Below are 17,675 nucleotides of genomic sequence, written 5' to 3'. Positions count from 1 at the left end.
ACGTTAGAAAGGAAGAACCTTCGGCAGTTTATATTCTACACCCAGGCGGACATCGAGCCATTCCATGGTGCCGTCGGCATCTTTGGAAGAACCGGTCAGAATTTCATGACCACCCAGTTTTACAACAACTCCCAGGTTTTCTACCACATCGTTCAGATCATATCCTGCCACGATGGCGCCATTGATACCGGCACCGGCATAGCTGTCTGTCCGGGTTAAAAAGTAACCGCCAACACCCAGTTCAACAGCCAGTTTCATATTGGCAGGCATAAATTTGGACATATCCAGACCACCATAGGGGGCTACAACAATACCACTCAGATCATCACCCACATCTGCAGCAGCCATAAAATAACCCAGGTTCAAGCCGGCATAAACACACAGATCCTGAATATTCACCAGTTTGGGAACCTGAGCATTCAGGGAAACAGGAATTCCCATTCCAAAAATATCTTTGATATTCTGGCCAAATGGAATCATTACTCCGCCATTCAGCCCAAGAACCAGGTCATGGCCCATTTTGACCTCAACCTCTTCTTCAACAGCTTCTACAACCTCTTCTACATCTTCAGCGACCACATCCTGAGCTGACAGCAGAGTAAAGGATGCCAGAAGCACGCCAAGTAAAACTACGAGCATTCGTTTCATTTTATATACACCTCCAACTTTGATTTACTGTTTTTCATGATTTTTTTTACCATGATTCATAGAAACATATTGAATATTAAGAGTTCAGTCAACAGAAAATTTATATTTATGCTTCTTTTTTCCATCTTTTCTGTGATTTAGATCATATCAGAGGGTCATCTCGCACATGAAAGCCCGGGCAGACATCATCTCACAGGAAAAAACAGTCTGTGTGATTTTACTTATTTTGGCTTCATCGGCAACCGGTTTAGCCAGTGCGGTAAATTTATTTTTCAGATCCTCTATAGTCATGGGTTCCCGGGGATCCCCTTTGGGATATTCCAGATATTGTTCAAAAACACGTCCGTCTGTCAGAGTAATCTTCACGTTCGAGGGTTGTTTGGCCGGGAACATCTTTTCAAATTCAACTGAGGCTTCCCCTTTTATTTTGTCAATGACTTCCCACAGTCGTGGATCCTTCAATTTTTCATCGGAAAAACTCTCAGTTGTGATTTGTGTATCGATTAAAGCCCTGGCAATACAGTAGGGCAGACTATGATCCGCCGTCTCCCGGCTTTCAGGCCTGTATTTATGGGGATCGAATAAAATATCACAGGCCCGGGCAATGGTCGTGATTACCACTTCACTGATTTGATCATACGAAATGTCATTTTCGGTAACAATTTTAATTGCTGCGGACAGGTGGGTATGGGTGAGGGCTTCGGTGGGAAATGCTTTCATACTGCATTCCATGATCCGGTAAGATTTTCCCAGACCCTCGGTCAGTACGGCATCATCCCAGGCCGGTCCATACACATCCTGAAAACCCTCCTTCCCTTCAAAGATTGCTTCAGTCCCTGTATACCCCTTTTGAGCCATCAGGGCAGCAAAAACACCTGATTGTACAGCCATGGGATCTACTGTATTTTTCATCATTGTCAGTTTTCCCGCTGTTGGACATCCGATAGTGTGGTTATGAGACCCATTAATCCCGATGGCGTGTACCATTTGATCCTCGGTGAGACCCAGGATTTTCCCTGCCGCAATGGGAGATACAAGCTGAGTCAGTGTGGCATGGTGCCATTTCCGTTCACGAACACCTGGTTTAGCCCATTCACACAGGCGTTGTTCAAATTCATAGGCGAGGACGATGGCCACAATCACATCCTTCATGGAAGCATTTACCTTTTCTGCCAGTCCCAGGGCTGCAGGTATCAGGTCTGACGGATGGGACGGATCCTCTTTCCAGTAAATATCATTGTAGTCCAGAGCCCGGATCATGAGTGAGTTGAGAAGGGTACTGTTGACCGCCGGCAGCTTATCTCCAAAGCCCAACACGGTCGATTCCGGTTCTCCTTTCATTTCAAGTAAAAGATCCCGCATGATGTTTACATCACGTGTTTTCATACTTCCCAGAGCACATCCCACGGAATCATACATAAAGCGTTTGGCCTGTCCCACAACTTCTTCCGGAAGGTCTTCATACGTCAGATTTACGGCAAATCGTGCAATTCTGCGACTGATCACATCGGTCATAGAAAATACCCCTTCTTTTTAAACTTAATTAACGTTTCTGTAAAAAATCCAGTGTCCCATACCGTTCTATAATGCCAGGGGGCAGGGGAAATGCTTCTATTGCCTGATCCCGTTTAAGAACATCTGCGGCAGGCTGTGTTGAATACAACGGGGATGCAGGCAGATTTTCTGTCAGAATTTTCTCAAGTGAATCTGTATCGCCGCCTACTACCACCACAATCATCCGGTGAAGATCGATGGCATCCTTGATCATGTCCTGTCCCATTTGATAATCCATCGAATCCAGCCATTGCTTTGACGAGGCTGGAAAGTCTTCAAGTCCATAATAGGCATAATCCTGGGAAAAACTCAGGAAATCCGCCTGATTACGGGCATATAGATTGATATACGATGTGAGGAAATCCTTCGTTTGAACATAGTCAAGGCTATCCAGACCATGTTTTTTAAAATCCTCAAGGTCATGGAAAACCAGCCGGATTGCAAAAGGGACATTCTGATTTTTCAGGGGACGAATCCAGATACTGAAATATTGATACAGGCGGGGATGTCCCGGTTGGGGAAACACAGAATAGTGATTTTGCACAAAGTGCTCACCATAGGCATAATCCCCATAGTTAAATCCCCGTTTCACACGGAGTTCTTTCATCAGGTGACCGTAAAAGGTCCTGTGTTCTCCCAGATAGGAACTAAATATCCAGGAAGGATAAAACTCCCTGTTGGACCTGTTAAAAGGCAGGTGCCATCCAAGAGAAACGGCCGATACATCCGATCCGTTATCGATTAGAATATAGTGAATCGTATCCGGGAGCGCCGGCTGAGGCAGTTCAGGGGCCGAAGGATGGGCTCTGGGATGAAAATCTGAAAGGATTTCAATCAGTCTGTCCTGCTGATCCGGACTGATTGGCCCTGAAACAGCAATGTGCATATTGTTTACAGAAAACGACCGTTCCCACCATGCTTTTAAATCCTCTGCAGACAGTTTTTTCAGGGTGTAAGGATACCCAACAGGTAAACCGGCATAAGGATGTCCGTTGAAAAGTTTTTCGACCAGCACATCCCTGGAAAAATCCTCACTCCGATACAATATTTTATTTTCCAGCCTTTCTTTTTCCTGACGGATGAGAAGGTCCACCTCATGTTCCGCAAAGGCCGGATGACGAAACCGTTGTTCAAGCAGTGAAAGCCATGCATTCACGTGATCCTTGTGCAAACGGAAAAGAAAGGTGGACACATCGGTATCCACAACGATCCGTTCAGAAATTGCCCGGTCATTTAATTCTTTCAGAATCTCACTTCTGGGCTTCTGTTTTGTGGAATGTTCGAGCACCGACATCATGGTCAGACGTGAAATACCCTTTTTATCCTCCGGCTCAATGGCCGAACCGGTATCAAAACGAAGGCTGACAGATACAATCGGGCTGCTTTCATGGGGGATGTATGCATACCATGCCGGAATTTCCCGTTCACAGCCGGCAATCAGGATTAGGAATAGTCCGGAGAGCAGGATTTTTTTCACCGTGCAAACATCCATAGTTCAGATTGATTCCTCCGTGTCAGATAGTTTTCTTTGCACTGACGGACATCCAGAATTTCAAGCCGTTCCAGTGCCAGAAAATAGTGGTTTATTTCCTGAGGATCTCCCTTGATATGGGCATAATTGGTAAGCACCCCCAGGATAGATGAAGGCGAGCTCAATTGCATATGGGTTTTGTAAATCTGGCGTTTTTTAAGACTTTCAAGTTCTCCAGCCTTCAGGGTGTACCGGCTGTCCTGTAAGATGCCGAGAACATAGTCGCCTACAGCAGCTCCCACCCCCTCTTCAGTCAGGACAAGATCCAGGGAAATCCAATAGGGATCAATCGTTAAGGGTACGCTGTAAGAACCTGATGAAATCCACTTTTTCTCATCACGGAGTTTAATCATCAGGGGAGAATTGTCGGAAAAATAGTGTTCAGCCAGGATCCGGGCAGCGATATGCCCCAGACGGTCTTGTGTATATCCGGGAATTTTCCAGGCAATTTTCACTCTCGGTGCTGGTATGGATGCATCGTAGAGCGTATCCAGGCACGTGACAGGCTTCAGGGAGGGCCGGATCACCGGAAGAGGGGCAGGCTCATATGTCCATCCGGAAAAAAGATCCCCGGCTTTTGACAACACATCACCCGGCCTGTCAATTTTTCCTGCAATGAACATGATGGTTTTATCCGGCCGGTATTCTTTTTTGTAGAAATCCCGGATATACTCATAGCCTTCAGGCATATTCATCACGTCTTTACGGTATCCGATCACCGAATGTTCGTAAGTGTGCCCCTGAAACATGCACTCCCTCAGGGCATTTTCCATGCGGTTGGAAGGATATCTTTCAGAAATGCCGAATTCACCAATGACAGCCCCTGTTTCAGCTTTAAAATCCTCTTTATTCAGAGAGAGCCTTATCAGGCGGTCTGCTTCAAGAGCCAAAACTTCTTCCCAGCCCGCCGGATCACAACTGACGGTATAACATGTATAATCCATGGATGTAAACGCGTTGCTGTCACCGCCGTGACGGTACAAAAGATTCACCCGGTCTTCGGTTGAATAATTCTCTGACCCCCGGAACATCATGTGTTCCAGCAGGTGGGCATATCCGGTATACCCTTCATCTGTTTCATTCCTTGAACCTGTCTGGACCAGGGTGGCAAAACTCACCGTCCGGGCATCCTGGATGGGAACGACCACAATCCGCATGTAATTGGGCAACTCTTTTTCATACATAAGATAGGGAAAAAAGGTGGCATTCAAGGGAAGGACTGTAAAACAGAGTCCAAAAAGAATTGTGATGCTTAGTTTGTGGTATTTTTTCATCAATAGAAAAATACAAGCTGTTGATATAAAAAGAAAGTTTTTCCGATTGGAAAAGGAGCGATTAGATCCCTTTTTTGGAAAATTTGGGATTGAGTTGCCGGGCAATAATCTGCCGTTTGAGATTGGCAATATTCGCCGTGGGATCCACATTTTTGGGACACACTGTCTGGCAGTTAAAAAGGGTATGGCAACGGAAAACACCGTGTTCATCACACACCAGGGCCAGGCGTTGTTCATCGGCCTTATCCCGGGAATCCATTAAAAAACGGTTTGCTTTGGCCAGTGCAGCCGGACCAAGATATTCATCATCATAGCCGTTGACGGCGCAGGAAGCATAACAGGCACCACAGAGAATGCAATCAACGATATAGTCAAGATAAGCGCGTTCATCCTGTGTCTGAATCCGCTCCGCCCCTTCGTCTGGGTCACCGGGGATCAGATAGGGTTTAATGGCCTTGAGTTTTTCAAAAAAGGGTGTCATATCCACAACCAGGTCCCGAATGATATCCATGTGTGCCATGGGACGAATGGTGATGGAAGCACTCAAATGACTCACCTGTGTTTCGCAGGCCAGGCGATATTTTCCATTGATATGCATAGCGCAGGATCCGCAAATCCCTTCCCGGCAGGATGAACGGTAGGCCAGGGAACCGTCCAGATTCTCCTGAATATAGTTCAGGGCCTGCAAAACGGTCATCCCCGGCCGGCAGGGAACCTTAAAAGTATCAAACCGGTGTTTTTTATCTGTTTGGGGTTTGAAGCGGAATACTTTAAATGTCTTTGTTTCAGCCATATTTATCTCCGGTAAGATCTCCTAATAATGACGTTTTTTTGCTTTATGCAGGGAAAGGTCCACAGAGGAGTAGCCCAGATGGATCGTACCATCTTTCCATCTTGCCACGGTATGTTTCATCCAGTTTTTATCATCCCGCATGGGATAGTCAGTCCTGAACTGTGCACCACGGCTTTCCTGACGGTTAATGGCGCCACGAAGAATCACTTCCGCCAGATCCAGGCTTCCCTTAAGCTGAATGGCCCATAACAAATCAAAGTTTGCAATCCGGCCACTGCTATTCAAGCCGATCTGTCCATATCTTTCTTTGAGCTCTTTTACTTTTTCCAGTGACGCATTCATGGTTCGGGCTTCCCGAAAAATCCCGGCACCCAAATCCATGGTATCACCCAGTTCGTGCTTGATGGCGGAATGGTTCTCTTTCCCTTTGGATTCCAGCAGGCGGATTATCTTATCTTCTTCTTCTTTGAGGATTTGATTTAAAAAAATCACGGGGACATCGGTTCCTCCCCCGTCCTTGAAATATGCAGAAGCATACTCACCGGCAATTTTCCCGAATACAACCGTTTCCAGGAGAGAATTCCCTCCCAGCCGGTTGGATCCATGGACGCTTACACAGGCACATTCACCGGCAGCAAAAAAACCTTTCACTTTCGATTCCGTATTCAGATTCACATCCAGTCCGCCCATGGTATAATGCTGTCCTGGTGCAACAGGAATGGGCTGGTCGATGGGATCCACACCGGCAAAATGGATGGCATGCATCCGGATCCCCGGAAGCCTTTCGAGAATTTTCTTTTTCCCCAGGTGGCGGAGATCCAGGTGGATATATTTTCCTTCCACACCCCTTCCGGCCAGAATTTCCCGCTGCATATTCCGGGCGACAATATCCCGGGGAGCCATCTCCATAGCCTTTGCCGAATCTTCATAATTTGCCAGAAAACGCTCTTGCTTATTATTCAGGAGGAAACCTCCCTCACCCCGGGCACCTTCTGTGATGAGCACGTTATTCGTATAGAGTTCGGTGGGGTGGAATTGAATAAATTCCATATCTTTCAGAGGAACCCCTTCATAAAAGGGGACACACATGCCCCAACCCGTATTGATGTATGCGTTACTGGTCCGGCCGAAAACCCGGCCTGAACCGCCTGTTGCCCAGATCACCGCCCGGCCGGCAAAAATTTCAAGCTCACCGGTATTGATATTCAAGGCAATGACGCCCTTTGCGGAGCCGTTATGTACGATCAATCGGGTAACAAACCATTCATCGAAGATCTGCATATCCGCTCGTTCACTGGCGGCTTCAAATTTCAAGGCCTGTTCATAAAGGGTATGAAGCAGTACATGACCGGTTTTATCCGTCGCGTAACAGGTCCGTGGAAAACCGGCACCTCCGAAAGGCCTTTGGGCGATGCGCCCGTCTTCCGTCCGGCTGAAAGGTGCTCCCCAGTGTTCCAGCTCGTATATCCGTTCAATACCTTCTGTGGTCATTTTCAACACAGCTTTCTGATCAGCCAGGTAATCACTGCCTTTAATCGTGTCGAAAGCATGAAGTTCAGGACTGTCAAACTTACCGCGGGGATGGTTACTCAAGGCGGCGTTGATTCCACCCTGGGCAGCCACGCTATGGGAGCGGACCGGATGGACCTTTGTGACTACGGCGACTTTTACATTGTGACGGTTCAATTCCAAAGCTGCCCGCAATCCCGCCAATCCGGCTCCAACCACAATCACATCCGATGTAATCATAACTCAACTCCCTCCAAACAGGATTTTCAAACCGGGAATAAAGCGAAACAGGGAGGCCAGTGCAATGATACCACTTAAAATGAAGACCCAGAGAATAAGCACTTTCTGTTTATGGGAAAAACGAAGGAAATCCGTCACCGTAATGCGGATCCCATTGAACATGTGCCATAAAACAGCCAGAAGCAGAAAATATTCAAGTACATGTCCAAGCGGTGTATTGTATCCTTCCATCATCTGGTTAAAAGAATCACCACCTCCCAGGGAGTGTCCCACACTATATATATGCAAAACAATATACAAAACAAGAGCCAGTCCTGTAATCCGGTGAAAAACAAAGGCAAGCATCCCCCAGTTGAAATTCAGCATCCACTCTTTCAGAAAGCCTGGTTTCCGATTGGACATCATACACCTCCCTGCCGTGTGAAAGGTAAGAGGGCCAGTATGCCATAAATAACAATGATAGCCCCCACAAAAATGAGTGTCCAGGCTATGATTTTTTGAAGGGCAGGCCGGGGGTTGTAATCACTGATCACATTGTACAATCCATTAAAAGCATGGTAAATGACGGCTATCAAAAGTATCACATCAAAAAAGACCCAGCCGGGTGATAAGAGCCTGTCCTGCACTTTTTCAAATGTTACCGGTCTTTCAATGGCAAAATGCAAAACCCAGAAATGTACAAAGAGTCCCACCACCAGAATCATGGCAGTAATTCTTTGCATGTACCAGTGAAAAGCCGGACTGATGTTTCGAATGAGTTTTCCCACGTTTTTTCCCTCTTTGAAAACCGGTTCCAACTTTCATTTGCTGATTATAAAGTACGAAGTTTCTTTTAAAGAATCATGGAAAAGGTCTTAAACATAAAAATCAGGGATGGAACACGTTATACAATCAGATAAAATGCACTTATTTTTGATTTTTCAGTTGTGTCAGGCGATTCAGGAAATCGCGGGGCTTTTCAAAACCCAGAAGTCGTGCATTTCGAATTTCCCGCCCGTCAGGATCCAGGAACACTACCGTGGGAAAACCCTTAATATCATACATATCAATAAGATCTTCACCACCACGTGTCAGGTCCACTTTGATGACGGTAAAGCTCTTTAACATATCAACAACTTCCGGATCACGAAACGTGATGGCATCCAGCTCTTTACAGGGCACGCAGCTGTCGGAATAAAAGTCAATCATTACATAGCGGTCTTCTTCATCAGCCTTCTGGAGAACAACGTTTGAATAGGATTGCCAATCCAGTATGGTTTGTGGACCTGTTTCCGGTTTAATCATCCAGGTTCCGGCAATTACAGCGGCCATACTGAGGATCCATTTGATTCTCCGGAAACCGGCAGATGATTCGCCGGCGCGGTTAAAAACAGCAAAGTAAAAACCGGCCAGAATCAGGTATCCAGGTAGCAGAACCCTGGAAAAAGGCGGATTCAAAAGGGGATGAATAAACCAGATTGCCATCCCGACCAGAACCAGTCCAAAAAAGATGCGCACGCCGTTCAGCCACTCTCCGGACCGGGGGAGGGCATCCAGTTTAGCGGAAAACATGGCCAGGAAGATATAAGGAATCCCCAGTCCAAGAGACATGGTAAAAAAGAGGAGAAATCCGGTTAGAGCGCTCCCAGAGGCTGCCACATAGGTCAGCAGACTAATCACAAAAGGACCGATACAGGGAGCTGCCACGATGCCCATCGTGAGTCCCATCATCAGAGAACCGGCATAACCGGACCTGCTTCCACCACCTAGCTGGGTCAGGGCATAGGGCAGCCGGAATTCATAAAGGCCGAACATGCTCAATGAAAGGGCCAGCATCAGCAGTGCCAGCAGGATCAGGACCAGGGGGCTGGTCATCAGGGAGCCGAAGAGACTTCCGGACAGAGCCGCTGCAGTTCCCAGAACCGAGTATGTGATAGCCATACCCAGCACATAAAGCAGCGCCAGTATCAGGACGTTGCCTTTTGCTTTCTGGGACCCAAAATAACTGATTGTCACAGGTATAAGGGGATATACGCATGGAGTCAGGTTCAATGCCAATCCCCCCAAAAATACCAGAATCAATACCCAAAAGAAATTCCGGGATCCAAGGGGATTCTCCTCTACAGGAGCCTGAAAATCCCCCTCTGTGACAACTGATTCTATTTCAGGGATCTTTTCTTCAGTGTTTTGTACAGGTTTAATATCTTTGACAGGGGGGTTTTTCATCGTCTGGGATTGAAGTGGCTTCTCTGTCTCATCCGGAGTTGTTTTTACCAGGCTTTCTTTCTCAACTGAGATAGAAAACCCCGTTTCCATAGGGATAAGGCACACCTCATTATCACAACCCTGGTAGGAGAGGGTTCCGTTCAGGGTAGTGCTTGCAGGTAAAGGCTGTTCTTGGTTGAGGTACACGCCAATGATGACTGTTCCATCATACACTGAGCTTTTTCCTCCCAGGGACTCAAGGTCAACCAGATGGGGTTCAGGATATTGCACTCTTTCCACAGAAAAATATGGATTATCATTCAGGGTAATACGGGCCGGGATGGAATATTCATCCAATGGATCATGGCTGTTGATATGCCAGCCCTGTTCGATCACAAAATGAAGCGCGATAAAGGCTTTTTCATCTTCCTTTCCCGAAATGACCTCATATTTCTGCAGGCGGACAAGTTCCTCCGGAACAGCTGCGAACAACAGTGAAGCCATGAACAGAAGCAAAAATAATCTGTGCAACATCCTTTTCATGCAAACCTCGTTTTGGATTTTTTGTCTGTTTCCGAAAAGAAACGTTACAGAAATTATGGAGTCTCTTTTTGAGATTCATGTAAAAAGCATGTAGATTTCAAAAAGTTTGACCTATACATGAAAGGATCGAAAGATGAAAACTTCAAAAAAGAAAAACTTAAACCTCATACAGTTTCTGAATGCATCTCCCACGGCTTCACATGCCGTCAATGCATTGAAAACCATGGCAGAGCAAAAAGGGTACCGGGAAATACAGGAAAATGAGCACTGGTCCTTGGAACCTGGAGAAGGCTTTTATCTGGTTCGTGAAGATACAGGGTTTATTGCAGGTTTATTGGGGAAAAAAACGGCTGGAAATCAACGATGGAACATTGCTGCCGCTCATACGGATTCCCCAGGGTTCAGACTCAAGCCCAATGCGGTACATGTCAAACAGGGAGCTGTTCTTTTGGGTGCAGAGGTCTACGGTGGTCCCTTATTGGCAAGCTGGACTGACCGGGATTTATCCCTGGCAGGCAGGATTCTTGTAAGGGAGTCAACCGGCAAAATTGTCACCCGTTTATGGCAGTGTCCACGACCGGTGCTCCGCATTCCCCAGGCGGCCATTCACCTGAACCGCCAGGTAAATGATGAGGGACTGAAGCTGAATAAACAAACCCAACTTGTCCCCTTATTCAGAATGGATAATCCGGAACAACCATTTGATCAAGAGGCATTTATCCGCTGGCTTGGCCGTGAAATCGGGGCTGATGCCCGGTCAATTGTGGACTATCAGCTTGAATTATATGATACACAACCTGCAGCGCTGGGTGGACCGGAGGAAGAATTTCTGTTATCCGGGAGGATTGACAATCTGACCATGTGTTATGCAGCCATTCAGGCACTTCCGGATGTAGGGACAGTTCCTGATTACAATGCTCTTACCGTTTGTTTTGATCATGAAGAAACAGGTTCCAAAACACTCAAGGGCGGGGATTCCTTTTTCCTGGGATCCGTCATGGAACGGGTCGGGCTGAGTCAGGGCATGGACCGTGAATCCTTTCTACGCAGTCTTTCAGAATCTGTTCTCTTTTCCGCCGACGGTGTGCATGCCACTCATCCCAATTATGCTGAACTGCATGAACCGGTTCATCCGGTGTACATGAACCGGGGTCCGGCATTAAAGGTGAATGCCCAGAACCGTTATGCCACATCATTGTATACATCGGCTCTTTTCAGGGAAATTGCCCGGGATGCCGGTGTGCCGGTTCAAACCTATGTCCACCGGTCCGACCTCCCCTGCGGCTCTACCATCGGGCCTCTCGTCTCTGCACAACTGGGTTTGAAAACCCTGGATGCCGGTATCGGGATGCTATCCATGCATTCTGTCCGCGAAATGGCCGGTATCGAAGATATCCACGGCATCACGACAATCTTGTCAAAGTTCTTGGTTTACGACGGATAAACCGGATTGCCCGCTTTTTCATTGTTCTTTTAATCAGAATAATTTAAATTATTTAAGTGGAATAACATCTATATAAAAAAGGGCTTATTATGAAAGGCAGAACTGTTATTATCGCGAGTGTCATCCTGTCCGCACTCTTTGTTTTCGGGTGTTCCGGTCCGAAAAACCTGACAGATGAGGCAGCCCATGAAAAAATTGATGCGCTTGCCAAGGATCTCGAACTGGTCAAGAGTAAAGTTGAGGGGATTGAAACCGGTCCCGGTACGCCTGTCTCCCGGAGTGATCTGGAAACAGTGATCAAAGAGGTAAAAAAACTGAATTCACAAATTGAAGCCTTGAATGTCCGCCAGAACTCCCTGGCAACAGAACTGAAACAGCTTAAATCGGGTGGAATGAATTTTCAACAAAGTACGGCTTTCATTGACAGCATCAATTACAGCATTCTGGAAGATATTCAATACCTGAAAAATAAAATCAGTGAACTAAACGAAGCCTTGAAATCAGCCCCAGCCACCGGACCCGCAACTGCAACTTCACATCCTGGACGACGATCCCCTGAAGTCTTTAAAGGAGACTATGTAGGAAGCCTTGGTGATTTTCAAAACAAACAATACGACAAAGCAATCGAAAAATTTTCAGACCTTCTACGGACCAACCCGGATCATGAACTGGCAGATAATGCCCAGTATTGGCTTGCAGAAGCGTATTATATGAAAGGTAACTACCAACGGGCTCTTGTGGAATTTGAAAAAGTATTCACATTCACCCAAAAAGGTAAATATGACGATGCTCAGTTGAAATTGGGTTACTGCTACCTGAAACTGGGACAGAAAGAGAAGGCCAAAGAGGAATTTGAACGGCTCATTTCCCATTATCCCTATAGTGAATACTACCAAAAAGCACAGGAAATGTTAACACAATTACAATAAGAGCAACTATGACATTACGCATTTATGCCTCGACACGAAAAATAACTCCTTTCACTGAGTCTTCACTGACCGGTGATTTCCTTCAGGCAGTATCAACCGTCTATAATGAGAATAAGATTGATATTCGCCTATACATGCCCAAATACGGGTTTATTTCGGACAGAAAATATATCCTGCGGGAGGTAATCCGCCTTAAGGAAATTCCTGTCCCTTATAAGGATGGAGAGATTGTTCCTTCTGTGAAGTCAGCCTTTATTCCCGAAACCCGGGTTCAGGTTTACTTCTTGGTCTACCCCGAGTTATTTAAAAAAATTACCCGGCCCATTGCCGAATCCCATGACCTGAGTCAGTACGAACAATGGGAAAGCTGCACTGCAATTTTCAACCATACAGCGATCCAAACCCTGGAATACCTCTACTGGCAACCGGATATCATGCTCTGTTGCAATACCGAATCAGCACTTATCCCCTATCTGCTTAAGAAATCCTACCATGATAAAGAATGGTACAAACCAACAAAACCTGTTCTTCTCCTTAGCCAGGATATGGTTTTTAAAGGCATCCGCAAAGAGATTCTTGATGAATACCATATTGATGCCGGGGATGAGGATTTGAATGATCCGGTGGGATTATTGAAATCCGCCATCACACATTCCCATGCAGTGATTCTTCTGGACCATCCTGACATGTCACATCTAAATGACCTTCTGTCTGATGCTTCGGTTGCCAAGCTGCTGAAACAAAAAGGGGAACAATATCTGAAACTCTCCATAGAAAATCCTGATGAAAACACATGGAATGACATGGCGAAACAGGTATACCACTTTCTCGAAAGTATCTGATTATATTTTCAAAAACTCATGGTATATTCCCGGGTGGTTCTGAACACCCCCGGGATTTTTTTTGCAGGGAGGCTTATGCACAAACTTTGGTTCTTTCTAACGTTATTTATCCTGATGGCATCATGCGAAAAGGATCAGGTACAACTTCCGTCCGGACCGGGAACGGCAACGGTGGATTCTGTTCTGCTGACACATGATGACTTTGATTCATTAACCGTAAAATACAATTCTTCTTCATCCTCATCTTCCATTTACAATTATGTCGGTGGCTACCGGGATGCCAATTGTAAAACCGTTTTGGTTTTTACAAATTTCACCGCACTGCATGATACGGATGCCGACGCGGATTCCCTCGTCGTTACAAGTGCCCGTATTATTCTCAGTGAATATCAAACATGGGGAAATCCGGAATCATTCACATTTCAAACCTTCTTGATTCCCCAAACGGAAGAATATAGCTGGTCAGATACCAGCGATTTTGATACATACTGGCAATCCGTCAATCCTCAATTAACTCCGCTGAATACTTTCCCCTATACCTCTGATTCCCTTGTGATTCCTATCGGCACCGATGTGGCCGACAGCTGGTGGAATCCGGAAGAAGATGTCACAAATAACGGGATCGTCCTGAACTATCATTCTGCAGGAGAAGATGCAATGGTTGGTTATTACTCCTCCGACTACAGTTCGGTTTCCAACTGGCCACGTCTGGAACTCACCTGCACAGTTTTTGATTCTTCCGGGACAAAAGACAGCACATTCACAGTGTATGCAAACAGGGATTTCACCTATTCAGAGCTCCGGAATACCGGAACCACTCCCCCATTCTTTGTTTCCCAGGGAGCCATTCGCCGGGCTTTTATCACTTCATCTCTTTTGCTGCCTGCGGTTGAGGGAAAATCCATCAATTATGCCGAAATCTCCCTCACGGTAAATCCACTGGAGTCTCACTTTGATCATGACTCCCTGACAGTGTATGTCGGCCTTTTTACTTCTGAGGACTGGGAAACAAAAAATTTCCTCTTCAGCAGCTATCAAAATCCGGCAAAAATCTATAAAGACAATCCTACTGTATCCATCCCCGTTACGGAAGTCCTGATGGATTTACAGGATAACAGCGGAACAGCCGTGAACGGACTCTTTATCCGGCTGGGCAGTGAATTGTACGGATTTAACCAAATTGCATTTGATCCCGATTCAGTTCAGATGAAAATTGTAACCACTGAGTTTTAACAGGAGTCTCATGAGACGTATACATAAAATCGCATTTACGATTCTTTTCATTTTAATATCCAGTCTGAATGCCGGCATCTTTGAATTGTATGGCACTGGGGCATACGGAACAGACTATTCTGCTTCGGCTTTCGGCCGGGGGGGTATTTCCACGGCTTACACAGATACACTGAGCGGGAGCACAAATCCTGCCCAACTGGCCCATGTGCAGTTCACCGAACTGGAAGCAGGTTTGAATACCCGCTTTTCCTATATCTCCGACTTCGGTTACAATGAATCGTCAGTCCGCTTTGATTATGCCAATCTCATGATTCCCGTAGGAAGAAAAGGGGGACTGCAGCTTGGCATTCACCCCATCTCGTCGGCGAGGGCGGAATATCAGATAAAAACATCCTATATCACCGAAATCATTGAAACTATAGGGGATATCTACTCCCTCTCCCTGGGATTCGGATATCAGATTGCCTCCCGGATATATGGTGGAATTGCCTTTGAATTGATTACCGGAGGCTACACCCTCAGTAATGAGATCCTTTTTTCAAACGATGCGTATTACAGTTCTGAAAAATATTTTTCAAAAGGAATTGACGGCCGGCGACTGACACTGGGGACTGTTGTGGATCTGAATAATCTGACGATTGGGGTACGCTATGCCCATCCTTACCGTATGAAATACAAAACACTGGAATATAACAGCTACAGTGAATACGTATACAACGAACCGGTGGACACTACACTGACACATCACATCATCATCCCCCGGGAACTATCGGCCGGCATGGCCATGAAAATCGGACGCCGCCATTACCTGATGTCTGATTATACCCTCAGGTATCTTCAGGATGCCTCTCTGTTAAAATCCTTTAACCCGATCAATCCGGATCACACATCATCATCATCCCACCATCTCGCTGCCGGTTATGAACGGCGGGGGGCTGTGGGATTGTTTGTCCCCTTTTTTCAAAGCCTGACCTACAGGACCGGTGTTTTTTACGACAAACAGGGGCTGGGAACTGATTTTCAACGTTACGGAATCAGTGCCGGACTGGGTATTCCCTTTAATAATTTTAAAAGTCGTATTGACGTTGGCTTACATTACGGTTTAAATTCAGGGGATATATTTGAAAACATTGAAATGAACGAATCGTTTTTTCAAATTAAAATATCGGTAAATTCCATAGAACGGTGGTTTAACACCCGGGGTAAATACCGTTAATAACAAAATCAGGAGATATGATACGATGAAAAAGCATCAGAACCGCATTCTCATTCTTGGGATATCTTTGTTGCTGGGAGGAATCTTTTTAACCAACTGTGTCCCCCAGGAACAAAGATCTCCGGAAGAAATAGCTGCTATTCAGCGCGCCAAGCGGGATTCCATCCGGAAAGCGAATTACAATCGTTGTCTGTTTAAAATGAGTAATGCAGACCAGTACAAAATTCAGGAAAACTGGTCCTCCGCCATCCGGAATTACAAGGATGTGATTGAACTGGGGTGTGTGGAAGATTTTGCAGATCCCTTATTTAAGGATTTGGCCCATTGTTATTATCGGAATGACCAGCCGGACTCGGCGGCCTGGGCTATTGAAGAGGGACTGATTTACAAACCGACCGACCTTCACATGCTGAAACTAATGGCATATTACAACCGGGGCAATCTGGACAAGACTGTTGAAGCCTGGACACGCATCAACAACCTGTACCCGGGAAATACCGAATACATGTTTGAACTGGCGGATCTTTACTTCAAAGCCGGTCACTATGACGAACAAATTGCCCTTCTTGAAGAAATTCTTGAAATCGAGCCGGATAATAAAAAAGCCGAGCTGTCCATTATTGCAGCCTATGAAGCCAAAGGGGTTGATCCCATCGAGCTCTATGCCAAGAATTTTGAGACCGATAAAGCCAATCCCCAGTATGCCTATCAATATGCCCAACGTCTGATTGACAATAATAATTATATGAAAGCAGTGACGGTCCTGGAAGAAGCTTTGAAATTCAATGCTTCAAGTAAGAATTTAACGGAAATGCTGGCAGAATCGTATGTAAATACAGGACAACGGGATAAAGCAGTTCTCGTTTACGAAGACCTGGCCCAGAAAAATCCGACAGACAATGAGCTGCTGATTAAAATTTCCAGTTTGTACCGTGAAATGGGGCAGTATCAGAAAGCCCTTCAGTTTGCAGACAAAGCCGTGAACATCCCCCCGCATAATGGCAAGGCCATGGCTGAACGGGGAGAAGTGTATCTGGCCATTGCCCAGGCAAATACTGTAAACCTGAACCTGAATGACAAGCTGGTGTACCACATGGCCTATGAGGATTTCAAAGAAGCCCTGAAACAGGGGAACAACAATGTCCGCAGCAAGATTAATTTTCTGGAAAGTAATGAACTGATTATCACAGGTCAGCGGGATTATTTTCTGGCAACGGATGCCAATAAAGTGGGTCCCAATGAATTTAAGCCTGTGGGAGAGGGTTACGCTTGGATTACACGAACCGTCAAAGTACAGTAGTCTATATCGGTTCCGACCATGCCGGTTTCTCAATAAAGCAGAAAACGGTGGAATACGTACGATCATTGGGATATACCGTCCGGGATATGGGGACGGATTCAGAAGAATCGGTGGATTATCCGGACTATGGTGTAAAAGTCGGTCGGATGGTTCAGGAAAACGAAGGTGCCTGTGGGATTATATTTTGCGGAACAGGCATTGGCATCAGTATTGCCGCCAATAAGGTTCCTGGAATCCGTGCCGCTTTATGCACCAGTGAATTTCATGTGGAAATGGCCCGAAGGCATAATAATGCCAATATCCTGGCCATGGGCGCCAGGGTTTCATCGTTTGATAACGTAAAAAAAATGGTAAACAAGTGGTTTTCGACCTCTTTTGACGGAGGCCGCCATGAAAAACGGGTCAAAAAAATTCATTCACTCACGGGGTGCTGAT

Annotated in this window: 16 protein-coding genes; 7 read left to right on the top strand and 9 right to left on the bottom strand. The window is 46.0% G+C overall.

All coding sequences use genetic code 11. The features are described 5' to 3' along the window. Positions 1-3 precede the first annotated feature (3 nt). The 9 genes from strainIA91_RS03325 to strainIA91_RS03285 all read right to left on the bottom strand — a co-directional run bounded on the left by strainIA91_RS03325 (position 4) and on the right by strainIA91_RS03285 (position 10,237). Positions 4-648 (bottom strand): hypothetical protein, encoded by a 645-nt coding sequence (locus strainIA91_RS03325; protein ID WP_400167687.1) that lies wholly within the window; start codon positions 646-648, stop codon positions 4-6. Between the two features lie 147 nt (positions 649-795). Next, positions 796-2,163 carry an MmgE/PrpD family protein gene (locus strainIA91_RS03320; protein ID WP_400167686.1) on the bottom strand — a complete coding sequence of 456 codons (1,368 nt, stop codon included), beginning with the start codon at positions 2,161-2,163 and terminating at the stop codon, positions 796-798. Positions 2,164-2,191: 28 nt separating this feature from the next. After that, positions 2,192-3,679, bottom strand: coding sequence for a M16 family metallopeptidase (locus strainIA91_RS03315; RefSeq protein WP_400167685.1), 1,488 nt, complete (start codon positions 3,677-3,679; stop codon positions 2,192-2,194). After that, positions 3,676-5,007 (bottom strand): M16 family metallopeptidase, encoded by a 1,332-nt coding sequence (locus strainIA91_RS03310; RefSeq protein ID WP_400167684.1) that lies wholly within the window; start codon positions 5,005-5,007, stop codon positions 3,676-3,678. Before strainIA91_RS03310 ends, strainIA91_RS03315 begins: the two co-directional genes overlap by 4 nt. A gap of 61 nt (positions 5,008-5,068) precedes the next feature. Then, entirely contained in the window at positions 5,069-5,800 is a 732-nt protein-coding gene (locus strainIA91_RS03305; protein WP_400167683.1) for a succinate dehydrogenase/fumarate reductase iron-sulfur subunit, read from the bottom strand. 21 nt (positions 5,801-5,821) lie between these two features. Then, complete coding sequence (locus tag strainIA91_RS03300) at positions 5,822-7,549, bottom strand: FAD-dependent oxidoreductase (RefSeq protein ID WP_400167682.1); 1,728 nt, start codon at positions 7,547-7,549, stop codon at positions 5,822-5,824. A gap of 3 nt (positions 7,550-7,552) precedes the next feature. Beyond that, complete coding sequence (gene sdhC / locus strainIA91_RS03295) at positions 7,553-7,954, bottom strand: succinate dehydrogenase, cytochrome b556 subunit (protein ID WP_400167681.1); 402 nt, start codon at positions 7,952-7,954, stop codon at positions 7,553-7,555. Continuing rightward, the gene (gene sdhD, locus strainIA91_RS03290; protein WP_400167680.1) at positions 7,951-8,316 is read right to left on the bottom strand and encodes a succinate dehydrogenase, hydrophobic membrane anchor protein; all 366 of its coding nucleotides are present in this window, start codon (positions 8,314-8,316) and stop codon (positions 7,951-7,953) included. Before sdhD ends, sdhC begins: the two co-directional genes overlap by 4 nt. A 139-nt stretch (positions 8,317-8,455) precedes the next feature. Continuing rightward, positions 8,456-10,237 carry a cytochrome c biogenesis protein CcdA gene (locus strainIA91_RS03285; RefSeq protein WP_400167679.1) on the bottom strand — a complete coding sequence of 594 codons (1,782 nt, stop codon included), beginning with the start codon at positions 10,235-10,237 and terminating at the stop codon, positions 8,456-8,458. A gap of 172 nt (positions 10,238-10,409) precedes the next feature. Between strainIA91_RS03285 and strainIA91_RS03280 the strand changes: the two genes are divergently transcribed. From strainIA91_RS03280 to rpiB, 7 genes are all read left to right on the top strand, one after another. Then, complete coding sequence (locus tag strainIA91_RS03280) at positions 10,410-11,720, top strand: M18 family aminopeptidase (protein WP_400167678.1); 1,311 nt, start codon at positions 10,410-10,412, stop codon at positions 11,718-11,720. Positions 11,721-11,809: 89 nt separating this feature from the next. Further along, complete coding sequence (locus tag strainIA91_RS03275) at positions 11,810-12,649, top strand: tol-pal system YbgF family protein (RefSeq protein ID WP_400167677.1); 840 nt, start codon at positions 11,810-11,812, stop codon at positions 12,647-12,649. An 8-nt stretch (positions 12,650-12,657) separates the two neighbouring features. Next, complete coding sequence (locus tag strainIA91_RS03270; RefSeq protein WP_400167676.1) at positions 12,658-13,491, top strand: glycogen/starch synthase; 834 nt, start codon at positions 12,658-12,660, stop codon at positions 13,489-13,491. A 75-nt stretch (positions 13,492-13,566) separates the two neighbouring features. Continuing rightward, a complete protein-coding gene (locus tag strainIA91_RS03265) occupies positions 13,567-14,724 on the top strand; it encodes a hypothetical protein (RefSeq protein WP_400167675.1) in 1,158 nt (385 codons plus the stop codon). Between the two features lie 10 nt (positions 14,725-14,734). Next, positions 14,735-15,940 carry a hypothetical protein gene (locus strainIA91_RS03260; RefSeq protein ID WP_400167674.1) on the top strand — a complete coding sequence of 402 codons (1,206 nt, stop codon included), beginning with the start codon at positions 14,735-14,737 and terminating at the stop codon, positions 15,938-15,940. A 25-nt stretch (positions 15,941-15,965) separates the two neighbouring features. Then, positions 15,966-17,240 (top strand): tetratricopeptide repeat protein, encoded by a 1,275-nt coding sequence (locus strainIA91_RS03255; protein WP_400167673.1) that lies wholly within the window; start codon positions 15,966-15,968, stop codon positions 17,238-17,240. Beyond that, the gene (gene rpiB / locus strainIA91_RS03250; RefSeq protein WP_400167672.1) at positions 17,210-17,674 is read left to right on the top strand and encodes a ribose 5-phosphate isomerase B; all 465 of its coding nucleotides are present in this window, start codon (positions 17,210-17,212) and stop codon (positions 17,672-17,674) included. Before strainIA91_RS03255 ends, rpiB begins: the two co-directional genes overlap by 31 nt. The last annotated feature ends 1 nt before the right edge of the window (position 17,675 follow it).

The organism is Candidatus Neomarinimicrobiota bacterium (assembly GCA_041154365.1).
In the GTDB taxonomy this organism is placed as follows: Bacteria; Fidelibacterota; Fidelibacteria; order Fidelibacterales; family Fidelibacteraceae; genus Fidelibacter; species Fidelibacter multiformis.
The sequence above is the reverse complement of the archived record's forward strand: the minus strand, read 5'-3'. Positions and strand labels throughout refer to the sequence as shown.